The sequence below is a fragment of the Qipengyuania sp. SM2512 genome (genome assembly GCF_054954005.1).
Genome location: NZ_CM143134.1, coordinates 1635098 through 1651275 on the forward strand (window position 1 = coordinate 1635098; position 16178 = coordinate 1651275).

A 16178-nucleotide genomic window follows, 5' to 3' on the forward strand; every position below is an offset into this window, starting at 1 on the left:
CGCTCCACCGGTTTTCTCAATCGATCGCACTGACCGAAATCCCCATCCCCAGGCTGGCGGTGCAACCGGGCGGCAGGAAGGTCATCGAGACCGGCGTCCGGTTGAGCGCATCGGGCACATGGCTGACCGGTTCGAGGCACAGCGCGCTGCCGTCAACCGGGGCATAGACATGGAGTTGAGGCGCGCCGCGCGCAGTCAGCGCGATGGTGCCGAGATTGTCCTCGATCACCGCCACGCCGTTCCACCCGGCGAAGCAGTGGTCCACCGTTTCGTCGGGTAGCGGCGAACCGCGCGCGAAATCACCGAACCGGCCGGGCGGGGCCATCGTGCCAGTGGGGATCGAGGCCTCGTCGACCAGCATCACCCCTTCCGCCGCGAACCGCAGGCGGGTTTCGGGGCGGCGGCGGAAATAGGGGTGCAGCCCCAGACCTGCGGGCATCACCCTGTTCGAGCGGTTGGTCACCACGAGCGATATCGTGCACCCTTGCGGCCCCAACCGGATGCGTTGCTGCGCCTGATAGGCCCAATGCCAGTCCGTCCGATTGTCGAGCCATGGTCCAGGACCGCGACCCGGGTGGCGATGTTCGAGCGTGCATTCGGAAGCGGAGGCGGAATCGATCTCCCATTTGTCTTGCCAGCCGAAGCCGTGGAGGCTGGATGTCTCGGGAGGAAAATTGCGCGGGAGCCGCACCGTGTTTTCGCCGAGAGTAAACAAGCCGTCGGCAATGCGGTTGGCATAAGGCACCAGCGGGAAGCAGGAACTCGCGAGCGGATCGGTCGAGCCACGCGGCATGGGGCGGAGTATTTCGACCCCATCGAACTCAAGCGAGGCCAGTGCGGCCCCGCATTCGGGAAGCAGTTGCGCCGTCCAGCCGCTGCCGGAAATGTCTAGGCGAGGCAGTGTTGCGGGCCCTTGCAAACGAGGATGCCAGGCAGAGGGCCTCCAATCACCGCTCGATCGCCAGTTCGAACCCGGGCAGTGGCAGATCGCGCGCGTCGAACAGATTGGCGACCGGCGCGTCGGCCCAGAGATAGCGCAGTCGTGTGGCGGGCAGGCCATCCCCAGCGATGAGCAGGCGGCTGCCCTCGATCCGCGCCAGCACGAAGCGGCAGCTTGCCGGTGCCGGGCCGCAGAGCTCCACGCCGAGCGGGTAGGGTCCGCCATAGGCGCGCAGATCGCCTTCGACCCCGCTGAAGGCGACGGTGATCGTGTCGCCCGCCGCCATCGCGCTTTCCGGCTGCGGCAGCGCGATCCCCCGCGCCGCCAGCGCCAGCCTGCGGCCGAGCACATTCTTGTTGGCCGGGTGGATGTCGGTCGGCTCGCCGAGGTCGATCGCGGTCACCAGCGCGGCGTTGCCATCGGCGAGCACGCCCTGCCGCTGTTCCTCGCGTAGGTCGGCCCAGTCGCTTTCGACCGGACCATCCACCCGCGTGCCGTAATTCGCCAATTGCACCACCAGCATGCGCGCCTGTTCGCCGAATTGACGGCGCCAGCCCGCGAACAGCTGCGCGAGACGGGTGTCGTAGCCCGGCTGGCCGACGTCCGCTTCGCCCTGGTACCAGGCCACGCCCGCCAGCCGCATCGGGCCCAGCGGCGCGATCATCGCATTGTGCATCACGCCGAGGCCCGCGATGGCATCCCACGGCGCGCGCGGCGGCATTTCGGTCAGGGCGCCCACCGAATAGTCCCAGTCGGCCCCGAGCGGGATCGCCGCGCCGCCCGCAGGCGTGAAATGGAGCCGCTCGGGCCCGCCGAAGAAGCCGCCGGTATCCCAGTCGTTGCTGGCCGCGATCAGCACCTCGTTGGCTCCCGCGCGCAAATATTCGGCGGGCACGCGATAGGTCCGCTCCACCCCCCAGCCGAAGGTGTAGCCCACCGGTTTGCCGTTGACCCAGGTCATGTCGAGATCGTCGATCGCGCCGATGGCGAGCCGGCCGTCGCCCGCTGCGGCCTGCTTTGCCGTGAGCGTGAAGCTCTGCCGCAGCCAGACATTCGCGACGGGCCGGGTATCGAGACCGGTGCCTTTCCACTCATTCCAGAAAGAGAATTGTGGGATCTTTTGCCATGCGAGGCTGGCGGAATTCGCCCAAGGCTCGGTGCCATCGTCTCCGGCGCGCCACCAATCCTGCCAGTGCGGCGCAAAGGCCCGGGCAGCCGCAAGCGGATCGCGGTCGTAGAGCTTCAGCAGGCTGGCCGCCTCTTCGCCATGGAGCGCTATGACGGATTGCGGGCTCAGCCAGGCGCTGGCGGCCGAGCCGCCCCAATTGGCATGGATCAGGCCGATCGGCACACCGAGGGCGGCGCGCAAACGCTTCCCCATGTAGAAGCAGGCGGCCGAGAAGGTCTCGACGCTGGCGGGCGTGGCTTCCTGCCATTCGGCGGGTGCGCCGAACACGCTCTGCTCCGCGGCGGCGGTGGACTGCGGCACCTTCAACAGCCGCAGCTGCGGATCTGCCGCCATGCGCAATTCGTTCGCCGTGTTCAGCGCCCGCGCAACCGGCAGTTCCATATTCGACTGGCCCGAGCAGAGCCAGACCTCGCCCACCAGCAAGTCGCTCAGCACGGTTCGGCCCATGCTGTCGGACAAGGTCAGCTCAAGCGGTTCGGACGAGGCCGCGCGCGGGGCGAATGTCAGCCGGAACAGGCCGGTGGCATCGGCGCGGGCGGTCTGCCGTTCCGCACCGAGCGTTCCGGCAACCTCGTCGCCGGGGGCGGCCTTGCCCTCGACAACGATCGGCTCTCCGCGTTGAAAGACCATGCGGTCGCCATAAGCTGCGCCGGGTTGCGGCGCGGCGAGCGCCGGGGCGCTGGCGGCGGCCAGAAAGGCGGCAATGCAGAGCGCGGCGGCTCTCATGGCTTATGCTCCCGCTCGCGATTTGCCCCGGCGGTTTGCCGGTGGCGTCGTCTATCCCAGCCTGACCCGCGTCTGCGCAAAGCCGGCAACCGGCGCATCGAAACCGATCAGGCTGCCCGCGTGCGGATATTGCGCAAATTGCGCAGGCTCGAGGTTCTTGGTCGCGGTGGTCACGAAACCGGTGCGCAGGTCCGCCCCTCCCAGACAAAGTTTGGTGATGTCGCGCGCGGCGAACTCGATCTGCGCCACCAGCTCGCCATCGGGCGAGAAGCGGGCGACCCGGCTCCCGAGGTAGAGCGCGGTCCAGACGTAATCCTCGCTGTCGACCACCGGCCCATCGGGATAGGCATCGGGGAACAGCGCGCTGGTGTCGGCGAAGACGCGCGCCTCGCCGACACCGGCGGGCGACAGGTCGGCGACCATGATTGTCTGGGCGGTCGTGTCGGTGAAATAGATCCGGTCGCCCTGGGCATTGACCGCGGGGCCATTGGTGATCGCGATGCCCGAAGGCCCGGCGGAGCGAATCTCGCCGCGATCGAACACATAGAACCGGCCCGAGGCCTCCGCCTCGCGGTCATCCATCGATCCGAACCACACGCGGCCCCAGGGGTCGGTGCAGGCGTCGTTGAGGCGGTTGTGCGCGGGCTCGCCCGGCACGTCCATCAGCTTCTCGAAGCTCTGGCGCGCGGGATCGAAGGTGTGGAGGCCGTCCTGTAACCCGCAGAGCAGCAGGCCGTTGTCGGCCGGAAGCGCCCAGCCGATCTGGCCCGGCGCCTGGGCGATGGCGTTGCTGCCGTTCGCCGGATCGTAGTGCCACAGCCGCTGCTGCTTGATATCGACGAACCATACAACCTGCCGCTCCGCATCCCAGAACGCGCCTTCGCCCAGCTTGCTGCCGACATCGAGCAGCTGGCGCGGGTTGGCCGAGGCGGTGAGGTTCAGCGCCATCCGGCATCGACCCAGTAATTGTGCGCGGTGCAGAACCGGGCATCGTCGCTGGCGAGGAACAGCGCCATGGCGGCGATATCGACCGGCTGGATCCGCCCGGTGAGGCATTGCGCCGCCACGATCTCGGCCTCGCCCTCGGGCGAATACCACTTGCTCTGGCGCGGGGTCTGAACATTGCCCGGGATGATCGCGTTGACGCGGATGTTGTCGCGCCCGAACTCGCGCGCCAGGCTGCGGGTCAGGCCCTCGATCCCGGCCTTGGCGGTCTGGTAGATCGCCAGGTTCTCCAGCCCGAGATGCCAGGAGATAGACCCCAAATTGATGATCGATCCGCCGCCGGCCGCGCGCATTGCCGGAACGGCGGCGCGTGCGGCGAAGAACTGGTGTTTCAGATTGACCGCCATCCGCTCGTCCCAATAGGCCTCGGTGACCTCCTCGACCATGTGGCGGTCGTCGTTCGCCGCGTTGTTGACCAGCACGTCGGACCCGCCCAGCCTGCCGATCAGCTCCTCGATCCTGGCCGTGTAATCGGCACTTCGGGTGATGTCGCAATGGCTGAAGATCGGCGGGATCTCGGCGTCGCCCAACCGCGCAACCAGCGCTTCGCTCGGTTCCACCTCGATATCGACGAAGGCCACTGCGGCGCCCTGGCGCACGAAGCCTTCGACGATTCCCTCGCCTATGCCCGACCCGCCGCCGCTGATAATCACCTTCTTGCCGGCCAGGCTGGGGTATGATGCCCCCTGCGCGACTGGCCGCAACATTCCTTCGGCCATCAGGCGCAGTCTCCCGTGTAAACCGTCTTGATCGTGGTGTAGAATTCGACCGCGGCGAAGCCCTGCTCGCGCGGGCCGTAGCTCGATCCGCGGGTGCCGCCGAAGGGAACGTGGTAATCGACGCCCGCGGTGGGCAGATTGACCATCACCATCCCTGCTTTCACGTTTTTGCGGAAATGCCGCGCATGCTTGAGGCTGTTGGTGACGATGCCCGAAGACAGGCCGAAATTGCCGCGATTGGCCAGTTCCAGCGCTTCGTCGTAGTTCTTGACCCGCACGGTCGAGACTACCGGGCCGAACACTTCCTCGTTGTTGATCGTCATGTCGGGGGCGGTATCGGCGATCACCGTGGGCTGCATGAAATAGCCCTGAGTGCCGGTGTCCACCCCGCCGCCGCCACTCGCGAGCCGGCCGCCTTCGTCGCAGGCGATGCCGACATAGCGGAAATTCTGCTCGAGCTGCGCCTCGCTCGAAGCCGGGCCGACCTGCGATGCGGAATCGAGCGCGGCGCCGACCTTGAGGCTGGCGGCCCTTTCGGTCAGCGCAGCGACGAAGCGGTCGTGGATGCCGTCTTCGACGATCACCCGGCTCGATGCAGTGCAGCGCTGTCCGGTCTGGAAGAAGCCGCCATCCGCCGCGATGGTGACTGCCTTGTCGAGATCGGCATCGTTGAGCACCACCAGCGGGTTCTTGCCGCCCATTTCCATCTGCACCCGCGCGCCGCGCTTCATCGCGGCGAGACCCACCGCGCCGCCGACCTGCTGGCTGCCGGTGAAGCTGATCGCGGTGACGTCCTCATGGTCGACGATGGCGCGCCCGACATCGCCGCGGCCCAGCACGAGGTTGAACACGCCCGCGGGCACGCCCGCCTCGTGAATCACCTCGGCGAGCGCATAGGCGACCGCCGGGGTCACGTTGGCGGGCTTGAGCACCACCGAATTGCCGAAGGCCATGGCCGGCGCGGCCTTCCACGCGGGGATCGCGATCGGGAAGTTCCACGGGGTGATAAGCCCGACCACGCCCAGAGCCTCGCGATAGGTGGCGACATCGAGACCGGGGCGAGTCGATTCCAGCGTCAGGCCGTGGCGGCGCAGCGCCTCGCCCGAGAAGTAGCGGAAGATGCGCGCGGCGCGCAGTACCTCGCCCATACCTTCGCCGCGCAGCTTGCCTTCCTCGCGGGCGAGCAGTTCGCCCAGCTCGGCAGCGCGGTCGAACAGCGCCACGGCGATCTTCTCGAGCAGGTCCGAACGCACTTCGGGCGAAGCCTCGGCCCATTCGGGCTGCGCGCTCTTCGCCGCCGCCACCGCCTGCGAGACATCGGCCGCCGAGCCGTCGGGAAAGCGGGCGACAACCTCGCTGGTGTCGGACGGGTTGAGGCTCTCGAGAGCGTCGCTCGCACCGGTGAACTCGCCGCCGATGTAGTGGGATAGGGTACGATTGGTCATAGCACTCCTCAGATTCGGTCTATGAGGCCGCGAGCGGCCAGGTTCTGCGAGAATTGCCGGATGCCCATGGTCCAGGCAGGCGCGTCGCGCGATTTCATAACGGTGTTTCGCAGGGATCCGATCCGGCGCGAGCTGATCGTCACCACGTCCCCGACCTTGTGCGTAAACCCCGCGCCCGGCGTATCGCGGTCCTGCGTCGGGGCGAACAGCGTGCCGCAGAACAGCACGAAGCCGTCGGGATAATGGTGTTCGGACAGGCACTGGCGCACCAGTTCGACCGGGTCGCGGCTGATCTGGCCCATGTCGTTGGTGCCTTCGAGCCGGTAACCCTCGGGTCCGTCGATGACGAGATCGACATTGGCCTGGCGGACGTCGTCGAGGGTGAAAGAGTCGTCGAACAGGCGGATGAAGGGGCCGATCGCGCAGCTGGCGGTGTTGTCCTTGGCTTTGGAGAGCAGCAGCGCCGAGCGGCCTTCGAAATCGCGCAGGTTCACGTCGTTGCCCAGCGTGGCGCCCACGATTTCGCCGTCCGGATCGCAGACCAGCACCACTTCGGGTTCGGGGTTGTTCCAGTTGGAATCGCTGCGCACGCCGATCGGCGCGCCGTGGCCGACGGTGGAAAGCACGGGGGACTTGGAGAAGATTTCCGCATCGGGCCCGATGGCGACTTCGAGATATTGCGACCACATGCCCTCGGCAATCAGCGCGGATTTGAGTTCGGCGGCCTCGGGCGAACCGGGAACCACCGCGCGGATACCCGCGCCGACCTTGTCTTCCAGCGCGGCGCGGATGGCAGCGGCCGACTCGGCGTCGCCGCGCGCGCGTTCCTCGATCACCCGTTCGATGGCGGACAGGGCGAAGGTGACTCCCGCCGCCTTCACACATTGCAGGTCGATCGGGGAGAGCAGCGTCCAGCCTTCGGGCAGGCCAGTCTCGACGGTGCCGATCTCCTCGCCCCCGTCGAACTCCCTGCGTATCACGGCGCCCGCGGTGGTGGCGACGACGCCCGTCAGGTCGAAAATGCGGCCCTCGCGGACCGCGATCACGCAGGGACCCTGCGGCCCGTGGGCGCGTCCGATGAATTGGCCCGAGGCATGATCCTCCGGCAGAGCCTGTTTCAGACGGTCGGCCATTGCCGCTCCATTCCTCCCCTTGATAGCGCTACCATAAGGTGGCTAGGAAGGCGGGGCAAGAGCAAACCCGGACAAACCGGGAAGCGGGTGGAGGAAATATGACGGTCAGGATGATCAGGGCGACGCTCACTGCAACCATCGGCACAGCGGCGATGCTGCTCGCGACGACGGCGATCGCCGGCCCCACGGCGCGGTTCGATTTCGTGGAATATCGGGCGCAAGGCGAGGCCGCTGCGCCGCCCGCGGGGCAGTTCCGCAATCCGGTGCTGCCCGGGTTTCATCCCGACCCGTCGATCGTCCGGGTGGGTGACGATTTCTACCTCGTCACCAGTACATTCTCGTGGTTTCCCGGCCTGCCGATCTTTCACAGCCGCGATCTCGTGAACTGGAACCTGGTGGGGCATGCGATCGACCGGCCCGGAATGATGGATTTCTCAGGTCTCGGTACCAATCGCGGTCTGTTCGCACCCGCGATCACCCATCACGACGGCAGGTTCTGGATCGTCAACACCTGCATCGACTGCAGCGGCAATTTCGTCATCACCGCGGACCGCGCCGAAGGTCCGTGGAGCGATCCGGTGTGGTTGCCCTTCGACGGGATCGATCCCTCGCTGTTCTTCGATAGCGATGCCGAGGGGCGGGAAACCGCGTGGATCGTCTACAACGACGCCCCTCCGGGAGAGCCGCAATACGAGGGCCACCGCGCCCTCTGGCTGCAGGGCTTCGATCCCGACGCGATGAAACTGGTCGGCGAGCGCACCCTGCTGGTGGATGGCGGGGTGGATATCTCGGAGCAGCCGGTCTGGGCGGAGGGACCGCATATCTACAGGATCGACGGCTGGTTCTATCTGCTGGCGGCCGAAGGCGGGACGGCGGACCAGCACTCGCAGACGATCTACCGTTCGCGCAATGTCGGCGGTCCCTACGAGCCGGGCCCCGTCAATCCCATCCTGACCCAGCGGAACATGGATCCGACCCGCCCCGACCGGGTCGAAGCGACCGGGCACGCCGATATGGTGCAACTCGACGATGGCTCATGGTGGGGCGTGTTCCTGGCGACGCGGCCCTTCGCCGGACAATCGACGCTGCTGGGGCGCGAGACTTATCTGCTGCCGGTGCGATGGGAGGACGGCTGGCCGCGCTTCCTGGACCCCGGCGAGGCCATGCCCGCAACCGTCCCGCGCCCGGCCTTGCCCGCCCATGACGGCACAGACTGGTCCGGCTGGCGCGACGATTTCACTGGCGCACCACTCTCGCCCGAATGGATCACGATCCGCAGCCCCGGCGCGGTGCAGCAGGTCGGTGTCGACCCGGCGGCTGGCGCGCTGTGGGTCACGGCCGGTCCCGACGGCGCGGGTAGCCTTCGCCGGCCCGCCTTCACCGGTCGCCGCCTGCGGCACCATGACGCCGCGGTGACCGCGCGGCTGCGGTTCGAACCGCAAGGCGCGGGCGATTTCGCGGGCCTTCTCGCCTTCATGGACGAGACGCATTTCTTCGCGCTGGGGATCGAGGGCACCGGGGAGCGGGCGCAAATCGTCATGCGTCTTCGCGATGCCGAACGGCCGGAGGAGCGGGGGGCACTGATGGCTGCGGCGCCGCTGATGCCGGGCGGCGCAGTCGATCTGCGGATCGAGCTGAGCGGCGGCACGGCGAGCTTTGGCTGGCGAAAGGCGGGCGCAGAGCGCTGGACCAGCCTGGCGGAGAATGTGGATGTCGAAGGCCTCGCCTCGGTCCACGCCGGGCTGTTCACCGGACTTGTGATCGGCCCCTATGCCGTCGCGGGCGAGTGACCGCGCTCAGGCGCACGGCAGCACGACCTCCGCGTCCATCCCCAGCCGCACTTCGGCCAGCGCGATATCGCTGCGGCCTTCGCTCGTCAGGATGAACGGCGCGGTCACGCGGGCCATGTCGATCCCCTTCTCGCGCAGGCATTTCAGCGGCAGGCCATAGCGCACGAAGCGGGCGTTGGCAGGCAGCGAAACGGGGTTCGCCGCGCGGGTTCCGTCTGCCCCTAGCATCTCGACGCCGATGGCGGCAGGCGCCGCATCGACCTTGACCGTGAACAGCAGCATTATGTCGGCATTGGTCTCGCGGGTGATGTCGATCGGCTCGATATTGCTCACCGAGAGCGCCGCCTCGCCGCCCGAAATCTCGAACCGCCGCGCGCCTTCCTGCACCACATGGTTGACCGCGCTGATCCGCGCGCGGCCCTGCAGGGCCTCGGCCGGTACGGTGGTCACCCGGGTCTGGCTGCCCGGCTGCGTGGGGTCGGCAATGTGGAGCGACCAGGCCGCGGCGGGCACGCCTTCGGCAAACCAAATGCGGCTGTCCCCGGCCTGCGCCGCTGCGGCGACCACCGGCAGTTCGGTCCAGGCGGTGCGCGGACTGGCATAGGTCAGCCCGTGGCCGAGCGGGTAGAGAGTGCCGTCGGCCATGTCGGGCGTGAGGGGCCATACGGCGGGCAGGGTGCCGGTAAAGTCGAACTGGGCCTTGCCGCCGGCATCGCCCACCAGCACGTCGGCCACGCCCTGCCCCTCGCTGCCGGGCAGCCATGCGACCACGAAGGCATCGGAATTGTTGAGCGCCTCGTTCACATAGAGCGGGCGGCCGGTGACCATCACCGCCACAACTGGAATGCCCTGTTCGCGCAAGGCGCGCATAGTCTCAAAGGGACCGGTCAGCGGGTGGTCGAGCGCCAGCGTGGCGCGATCGCCCTGGAACTCGGCATAGGGCTCCTCGCCGAACACCACCACGGCGGCATCGGGGCGGCGCGTGAATGTGCCGTCCGGCGAGAGTTCGGCGCTGCCGCCGCCCGCCTCGACCGCCGCGTGCAATCCGCTCCAGATCGACGTGGCACCTGGGAAGTTGGCGTTGGTCAGCCCGGTCCCCTGCCAGCTCAGCGTCCAGCCGCCCGATTGCTTGGCGATATCGTCGGCGCCGTCGCCCGCCACCAGCAGGCGTCCGCCCGGGGCCAGCGGCAACACGCCGTCGTTGCGCAGCAGGACCAGCGACCGGCGCACCGCCTCGCGCGCGAGGTCGCGGTGTTCTGGCGCGCCGAGCAGGTCGTAATCGCCCGACAGCAGCCGTTCGGAGGGACGCGGTGCATCGAGCAGGCCGAGCCGCTCCTTCACCCGCAGGATCCGCGTCACTGCATCGTCGATGCGGCTCAGGGGGATTTCGCCCGCCTGCGCCCGCGCGAGCAGGTCGTCATAGATCGGGCGCCAGGTGTCGGGCGCCATATACATGTCGATCCCGGCCATCAGCGCCTGCGGACAGCTCTCGTTGGTGCAGCCCGCCACCTGGCCATGGGCGTTCCAGTCGGACACCACGAATCCGCCGAAATCCATCCGCTCCTTGAGCACGCCGGTGAGCAGGCTGTGGTTGCCGGTCATCTTGACGCCCTGCCAGCTCGAGAAGCTCGCCATGACGGTGGAGACGCCCTCGGCGATCGCGGGGCCGTAGGGCGTGCCGTGGATATCGCGCAGTTCCTGCTCGCTGATCGAGCTGTCGCCCTGATCGGTGCCGTTGTCCGTCCCGCCATCGGCCAGGAAATGCTTGGTCGAGGCGATGACATAGGGACCGGCGAGCAGGTTCTGGTTGTCCGGCCCGCCCTGCAATCCGCGCACCATTGCACCCACATAGGAGGCGACGATGGCGGGGTCGGAGGAATAGCCTTCATAGGCCCGGCCCCAGCGGAAATCCTGCGGCACCGCCACCGTGGGCGCGAAGGTCCATTCCTGCCCGGTGACGCGGATTTCTCGGGCGGTGGCGGCGCCGATCCTCTCGATCAGCGCGACATCGCGCGCCGCGCCCAGACCGATGTTGTGCGGGAAGATCGTCGCCCCGACGATATTGGAATGGCCGTGGACCGCATCGGTGCCCCAGACCAGCGGAATGCCCAAGCCGCCGTCGCTGGTGTCGGTGGAGGCGGCCCAGAATTCGTCGGCGAGGCGAAGCCAGTCGCGCGCGGGGGCGAGGTCGTTGCCATAGGGTCCCGAATTGCCGCCGTTGAGCACCGAGCCGAGATTGTAGGTCCGCACCTCCTCGGGGGTGACGCAGCAGATATCGGCCTGGACCAATTGCCCGATCTTCTCGGCCAATGTCATCCGGGCAAGCAGGCGTGCAATCCGTGCTTCGGCAGGGGCGGGGTTCGCCACCGGGTATTCGAATGCGGGCCACAGTTCGGGATGCGCGAGGCCGGCGCCCTCGCGTTCGGGATAGCTGGCGGAGGCCATCTGCATGGGCTGGCCGGCAGCGCAGGAAGCCAGCAGGATGGCGGCGAGACCCGTGGCGGCCGCCTTGCCGTAGTGCATCATTCGAGATCCTCCCCGGACCGCTTGAATCGCGGAACTGTTGTTATGGGAGCGCTACCATTCCGATTCCCGACGAGCTTGTCAAAGGCAAATTGCAACCGCTGCGCGGCGCGATCGGCCGTTTTCGACCTACATCTCCACGAGGGAAAGACTACACTTCGACATTCAACGCCACCATCGCGCCATCGGTATCGGCGCTGGCGTAGATTGCCTCGATCAACCTCATGTCGCGCAGGCCCATTCCCCCAGGCGTCCGGTGCGGTTCGCCGGCGCGCGCGGCGGCGGAGAAGCCGTCCACTTGCGCCGCGAACTGGCTCATCGGATTGCCCGCGCGGAATTCGCGCGGGGGCAGGCCGCCGCCTTCGAGCAGAATGCGGTTGTCGTCATAGGTGGTGGCGGGCTGCATCTCGATGCTCGCCTCGCTGCCGAAATAGCGTTGGCGACTGACATAGGGGCTGGTGCAATAGGAGGAGGAGCCCTGGACGTTGATCCCGCTCGCCATCCGCAGGCGAAAATCGACTGCGCCTTCGACTTCGACGAAACGCGGATCGTTCTCGGGGGTGGCATAATGCGCGGTGACGCCCACGACGCGGTCGCCGGGCAGCATCATCAGGCTGGTGTTGAGCCCGTAGACCCCGATGTCGTAGAGCGACCCGCCGCCGCCCAGCAGCTTTTCCAGCCGCCATTTGTGCGGCGGATAGTCCGGATTGGCGGAAAATCCGTGATCGGCCGAAATGTAGCGCATCGTGCCGAGTTCGCCGGCAGTGATCCGGCGCAGGACCTCGCGGTTGTTGGGCTCGAAATGGACGCGGTAGGCGATGCCGAGCTGGCGGTCGGCGGCGCGCGCGGCATCGACCATGGCCTGCGCTTCGCGGGCACTCGAGGCCATCGGCTTCTCGCACAGCACGTGCTTGCCCGCCTTGAGCGCGCGGATGGTGTATTCGGCGTGGAGGCCGACCGGCAGGACGATATAGACGCAATCGATCGCCGGGTCCTCGGCAATGGAATCGAAATTCGCATAGTCGTAGATCCGCTCGACGCCGTAGCGGGCTCCGAGGTCCTGCGCCTTGGCGGGGTTGCCCGATACGAATGCGGTGAGGCGGCTCAGCCGCGCGTCGGCGAAGCCGGGGATCACCTGGCCCACCGCGAAGGTGCCGAGACCGACTATGGCCCAGCCCAGGCGCTGGCCGGGCGCCTCGGGCAGGGCCGGATTGCCCAGCAGCGGCTGACCGATGGCCTCCTGCGCCAGCGCCTGCCCCGATGCCGCCGCCAGCGACATCCCCGCTCCCGCCGCCAGCAGCTCGCGCCGCGACATTCCGATTCTGTCCATGCTGCTACCCCCCTACGCAATCTGATAGCGCAATCATGCGCGCGGGGAGCGGTGTCTTCAAGCCCGAACGGGTTTGACCCGGATCGTCAGTCGCGCAGCGCCGGGGCGAGGGTCTCCGGCCGGCCGTCGGAGGGCTGCGGGGTGACTCCAAGGACCTCGGCCAGCAGCGGATAGACATCGACATTGTCGAAGATCGGCAGGGTAAGGCCGGAGCGGAAGGCCGGACCCGAGGCGATGAACAGCGCCTTCATCGCCGGGTCGCGGTGGTCGTAGCCGTGGGCGCCGCCGGTGGGGCTGTAGCGCGGCTCGCCGCCCAGCACGACCCAGCCGGAGCGGGCGAGGCAGAGGAAGCTGGGGATGCGCGGATGGCTGCCATAGGCGAATTCCGCGGGGATCTCGCCCTTGCGCCAGCATTCCATATTGGCGTGCGGCTTGAGCAGCGCGGCGGCCACTTCCGCTTCGCGTCCGGGTTGCGGCTCGAGCGCGAGATAGGGACCATCGGTGATGGTGCGGAAGGCGGCGGGGTCGAGCAGGTGGTCGGTGCGCACCACCCGCTCGGCGCTGGTCTGCGCCATGCCGTGATCGGAGGTGACGACGAAATTCACCGGCTGGCCCAGCGCGGCGAGTTCCGCCTGCAGATCGCCGATCCGCGCATCCACCTCGCGGATCGCCGCCATGGCTTCGGGCGATTGCGGACCGTGGCGGTGTCCGGCGGTGTCCACCGTGTCGAAATAGAGCGTGACGAATTCGGGACGGGTCGCCTCCGGGCGGCGCAGCCAGTCCACCACCGCGGCGACCCGCTGCGGGTTGGTGATGTTCTGGTCGAAACGCTGCCAGTCGGAAGGACGGGTGCCGCGGATCGCAACCTCGGAGCCGGGCCAGAACATCGTCGCGCTGCGCACGCCCTGCTTCTCGGCGGTGACCCAGATCGGCTCGCCGCCATCCCACCAGAAGGGATCGAGCGCCTGGCTCGCATTGCCCATCGAGAAGCGCTCGCCGGGACGCGCGGCGTCTTCCATATTGTTGTCGACGATGCCGTGATGGTCGGGGCGCAAACCGGTGACGATCGTATAGTGATTGGGGAAGGTCTTGGTCGGGAAGGAGGGGCGCATCTCGGCGGTCACGCCCGTGGCTGCGAGCGAATCGAGATGCGGGCTGTCGCCGCGACCGAGATAATCGGGCCTGAAGCCGTCGATCGAGACGAGAATGGTGACCGGCTCGCGCTGCGTCGCGGCGGTGGTCTGCGGCGCCGTAGCGGCGGTGCTCTGCGGCGCCGTGACGGCGGTGGCGGTGGTGCAGCCCGCGAGCGCGAGGAACAGGCTGGCGAACAGAGAGCGAAGCATCATCATGGAATCCCGAAAGGTCGCGGCGCGGCCGGTCGGGCCGCTGTTTCGACCGCCGGTTACAGAGTGACTACACTTGCGACAACTTTTCCCTTCGCGCGCCATGGGCTTGACCCTCGGCAGGCGGGCGGGAAAGGGGTGCAGGCGCAGCGGCCCGCGAAAGGCCCGCGACAGGTCCGCGAAGAGGAGCCCGACCAGACATGACCGACACCGGCCCGATCACAATGCGATCCTGGCTGTTCGCGCCCGGCGACAGCGAGAAGAAGATGACCAAGGCGGTCGGCGGCGCGGCGGATGTGGTGATCCTCGATCTCGAGGATGCGGTCACGATCGACAACAAGCCCGCGGCGCGGGCGGCGGTCGCCCAGTTCCTGCGCGGCAATCAGGAGCACCGCAACCGGCTGTTCGTCCGGGTCAATCCGCTCGACGGCCCGTATACGCTCGAGGACCTCGCCGCGGTCATGCCTGCGCGGCCGGGCGGGATCATGCTGCCCAAGGTCTCGGGCCGAGAGGATATGGAGGTGCTCGACCGCTATCTCGAAGCGCTCGAGGTGGCCAACGGGATCGAACAGGGCTCGACGCCGGTGATCGTGCTGGTCACCGAAACTGCGCGCAGCATGTTCCATTGCGGCGATTTCGCGGGCGCGCCGCGGCTGGTCGCGATGACCTGGGGCGCGGAGGATCTGGCGGATTCCATCGGCGCGCAATCCAACACCGACGCGGACGGCCGGTTCGGCTTCACCTATGAGCTGGCGCGCAGCCTGTGCCTGCTCGGCGCGGCGAGCGCGGGCGTGCCCGCGATAGAGACGATCCAGGCCGATTTCCGCGATCTCGAGACGCTCAAGACGCGCGCGGAGCAGGTCCGGCGCGCGGGCTATCGCGGGATGCTCGCGATCCACCCGGCACAGGTCGAAGTGATCAACGCAGCCTTCACCCCGAACGCGGAGGAGATCGAGAAGGCGCGGGAGATCGTCGCGCTGTTTGCGGCCAATCCCGGAGCGGGGACGATCGGCTACGAGGGCGGCATGCTCGACCGCCCGCATCTGTCGCGTGCGCAGCAATTGCTGGCGCAGGTCGAGGGCTGATGAGCGGCGATTTCGCCGGCTGGATCGGCCGGAGCGTCACCGCGCGCGACCGTCTCGAGCCGGCGCGCAGCAATGCGCTGCTGGCGGCGCTGGGCGGGCAGGGCGAGAGCGCGGCGGGAGGCCCGCTGCCGCTGCTGCACCACTGGCTCCATTTCTGGGATGTTCGACCGCCAGCCGGGCTGGGCGCCGACGGTCACCCGGCCAAGGGCGATTTCCTCCCGCCGATCCCGCTGCCGCGGCGGATGTGGGCCGGGGGTCGGCTCTCGTTCCACGCGCCGCTGGTGCTGGGAGAGGAGGTGACCAGGACTTCGACGATCCTCAGCGTCGAAGAGAAGCGCGGGCGCAGCGGGACGCTGGTGTTCGTGACGCTCGAACATGCGATCGCCAATGCCGAAGGGCTGGCGATCCGCGAGGAGCAGGATCTGGTCTACCGCGCGGCTGCGGCTTCCGGACCGGCGCTGCCGACCGCGGCGCCGCCGCCCGAATGCGGCTGGCGCGCGAGCATCGACCCCGATCCGGTGCTGCTGTTCCGGTATTCGGCGCTGACCATGAACGGGCACCGGATCCATTACGACCGGCCCTATGCCATGGGCGAGGAAGCCTATCCCGCGCTGGTGGTGCATGGTCCACTGCAGGCGACGCTGTTGATGGGGCTGGCGCAGCAGCATCTCCCGAAGCCGATCACCGGGTTCGAATTCCGCGGCGAAGCGCCGGCCTTCGACGGCATGCCGCTGCATCTGTGCGGCGACGCCGGCGATGACGGGGCGAGCCTGTGGAGCCAGCAGGGCGAGAGGGTCGCGATGCGCGCGCGGGTGACTTGCAGCGGGGCGTCAGCCGGCTAGATGCGCATGGCGTAAAATGGAGTTACATCTCCCCTCCCCTCGGGGAGGGGTTGGGGGTGGGGGAGCGCGCCGCAGGCGCGCGTCCGCCCCATCGGCCAGGCCATCGGC

The 16178-nt window shown here is 68.1% G+C and carries 12 protein-coding genes; 3 read left to right on the plus strand and 9 right to left on the minus strand.

Going from position 1 to position 16178, the window contains the following annotated elements; translation table 11 throughout:
- Positions 1–16: 16 nt before the first annotated feature.
- From ACQ5J0_RS08170 to ACQ5J0_RS08195, 6 genes are all read right to left on the minus strand, one after another.
- A complete protein-coding gene (locus tag ACQ5J0_RS08170) occupies positions 17–793 on the minus strand; it encodes an aldose 1-epimerase (RefSeq protein WP_462566965.1) in 777 nt (258 codons plus the stop codon).
- A 154-nt stretch (positions 794–947) separates the two neighbouring features.
- On the minus strand, positions 948–2855 hold the full coding sequence (locus ACQ5J0_RS08175) for a sialate O-acetylesterase (protein ID WP_462566966.1): 1908 nt from the start codon (positions 2853–2855) through the stop codon (positions 948–950).
- Positions 2856–2906: 51 nt separating this feature from the next.
- On the minus strand, positions 2907–3803 hold the full coding sequence (locus ACQ5J0_RS08180; RefSeq protein ID WP_462566967.1) for an SMP-30/gluconolactonase/LRE family protein: 897 nt from the start codon (positions 3801–3803) through the stop codon (positions 2907–2909).
- Positions 3794–4579: an SDR family NAD(P)-dependent oxidoreductase gene (locus ACQ5J0_RS08185; RefSeq protein ID WP_462566968.1), complete on the minus strand. Its 786-nt coding sequence runs from the start codon at positions 4577–4579 to the stop codon at positions 3794–3796. Before ACQ5J0_RS08185 ends, ACQ5J0_RS08180 begins: the two co-directional genes overlap by 10 nt.
- Positions 4579–6024 carry an aldehyde dehydrogenase family protein gene (locus tag ACQ5J0_RS08190; RefSeq protein WP_462566969.1) on the minus strand — a complete coding sequence of 482 codons (1446 nt, stop codon included), beginning with the start codon at positions 6022–6024 and terminating at the stop codon, positions 4579–4581. The genes ACQ5J0_RS08185 and ACQ5J0_RS08190 overlap by 1 nt, the downstream gene beginning before the upstream one ends.
- 8 nt (positions 6025–6032) lie before the next feature.
- The gene (locus ACQ5J0_RS08195; RefSeq protein WP_462566970.1) at positions 6033–7157 is read right to left on the minus strand and encodes a fumarylacetoacetate hydrolase family protein; all 1125 of its coding nucleotides are present in this window, start codon (positions 7155–7157) and stop codon (positions 6033–6035) included.
- A 98-nt stretch (positions 7158–7255) separates the two neighbouring features.
- Between ACQ5J0_RS08195 and ACQ5J0_RS08200 the strand changes: the two genes are divergently transcribed.
- Positions 7256–8947: a glycoside hydrolase family 43 protein gene (locus ACQ5J0_RS08200; protein WP_462566971.1), complete on the plus strand. Its 1692-nt coding sequence runs from the start codon at positions 7256–7258 to the stop codon at positions 8945–8947.
- Between the two features lie 6 nt (positions 8948–8953).
- Here the strand turns inward: ACQ5J0_RS08200 and ACQ5J0_RS08205 are convergent, their stop codons facing one another.
- From ACQ5J0_RS08205 to ACQ5J0_RS08215, 3 genes are all read right to left on the minus strand, one after another.
- Positions 8954–11473, minus strand: coding sequence for a glycoside hydrolase family 3 protein (locus tag ACQ5J0_RS08205; protein ID WP_462566972.1), 2520 nt, complete (start codon positions 11471–11473; stop codon positions 8954–8956).
- Between the two features lie 148 nt (positions 11474–11621).
- Complete coding sequence (locus ACQ5J0_RS08210) at positions 11622–12800, minus strand: Gfo/Idh/MocA family protein (RefSeq protein ID WP_462566973.1); 1179 nt, start codon at positions 12798–12800, stop codon at positions 11622–11624.
- An 86-nt stretch (positions 12801–12886) separates the two neighbouring features.
- Complete coding sequence (locus tag ACQ5J0_RS08215) at positions 12887–14146, minus strand: alkaline phosphatase family protein (protein ID WP_462566974.1); 1260 nt, start codon at positions 14144–14146, stop codon at positions 12887–12889.
- Between the two features lie 197 nt (positions 14147–14343).
- Between ACQ5J0_RS08215 and ACQ5J0_RS08220 the strand changes: the two genes are divergently transcribed.
- Both ACQ5J0_RS08220 and ACQ5J0_RS08225 read left to right on the plus strand, forming a co-directional pair.
- Complete coding sequence (locus tag ACQ5J0_RS08220) at positions 14344–15228, plus strand: HpcH/HpaI aldolase/citrate lyase family protein (RefSeq protein ID WP_462566975.1); 885 nt, start codon at positions 14344–14346, stop codon at positions 15226–15228.
- The gene (locus ACQ5J0_RS08225) at positions 15228–16070 is read left to right on the plus strand and encodes an HTD2 family dehydratase (RefSeq protein ID WP_462566976.1); all 843 of its coding nucleotides are present in this window, start codon (positions 15228–15230) and stop codon (positions 16068–16070) included. Before ACQ5J0_RS08220 ends, ACQ5J0_RS08225 begins: the two co-directional genes overlap by 1 nt.
- Positions 16071–16178: the final 108 nt, after the last annotated feature.

Excerpts from the sequence above, each read along its gene's own strand:
- ACQ5J0_RS08170 (WP_462566965.1), bottom strand. The coding sequence starts at position 793 with ATGCCGCGTGGCTCGACCGATCCGCTCGCGAGTTCCTGCTTCCCGCTG.
- ACQ5J0_RS08175 (WP_462566966.1), bottom strand. The coding sequence starts at position 2,855 with ATGAGAGCCGCCGCGCTCTGCATTGCCGCCTTTCTGGCCGCCGCCAGC.
- ACQ5J0_RS08180 (WP_462566967.1), bottom strand. The coding sequence starts at position 3,803 with ATGGCGCTGAACCTCACCGCCTCGGCCAACCCGCGCCAGCTGCTCGAT.
- ACQ5J0_RS08185 (WP_462566968.1), bottom strand. The coding sequence starts at position 4,579 with ATGGCCGAAGGAATGTTGCGGCCAGTCGCGCAGGGGGCATCATACCCC.
- ACQ5J0_RS08190 (WP_462566969.1), bottom strand. The coding sequence starts at position 6,024 with ATGACCAATCGTACCCTATCCCACTACATCGGCGGCGAGTTCACCGGT.
- ACQ5J0_RS08195 (WP_462566970.1), bottom strand. The coding sequence starts at position 7,157 with ATGGCCGACCGTCTGAAACAGGCTCTGCCGGAGGATCATGCCTCGGGC.
- ACQ5J0_RS08200 (WP_462566971.1), top strand. The coding sequence starts at position 7,256 with ATGACGGTCAGGATGATCAGGGCGACGCTCACTGCAACCATCGGCACA.
- ACQ5J0_RS08205 (WP_462566972.1), bottom strand. The coding sequence starts at position 11,473 with ATGATGCACTACGGCAAGGCGGCCGCCACGGGTCTCGCCGCCATCCTG.
- ACQ5J0_RS08210 (WP_462566973.1), bottom strand. The coding sequence starts at position 12,800 with ATGGACAGAATCGGAATGTCGCGGCGCGAGCTGCTGGCGGCGGGAGCG.
- ACQ5J0_RS08215 (WP_462566974.1), bottom strand. The coding sequence starts at position 14,146 with ATGATGCTTCGCTCTCTGTTCGCCAGCCTGTTCCTCGCGCTCGCGGGC.
- ACQ5J0_RS08220 (WP_462566975.1), top strand. The coding sequence starts at position 14,344 with ATGACCGACACCGGCCCGATCACAATGCGATCCTGGCTGTTCGCGCCC.
- ACQ5J0_RS08225 (WP_462566976.1), top strand. The coding sequence starts at position 15,228 with ATGAGCGGCGATTTCGCCGGCTGGATCGGCCGGAGCGTCACCGCGCGC.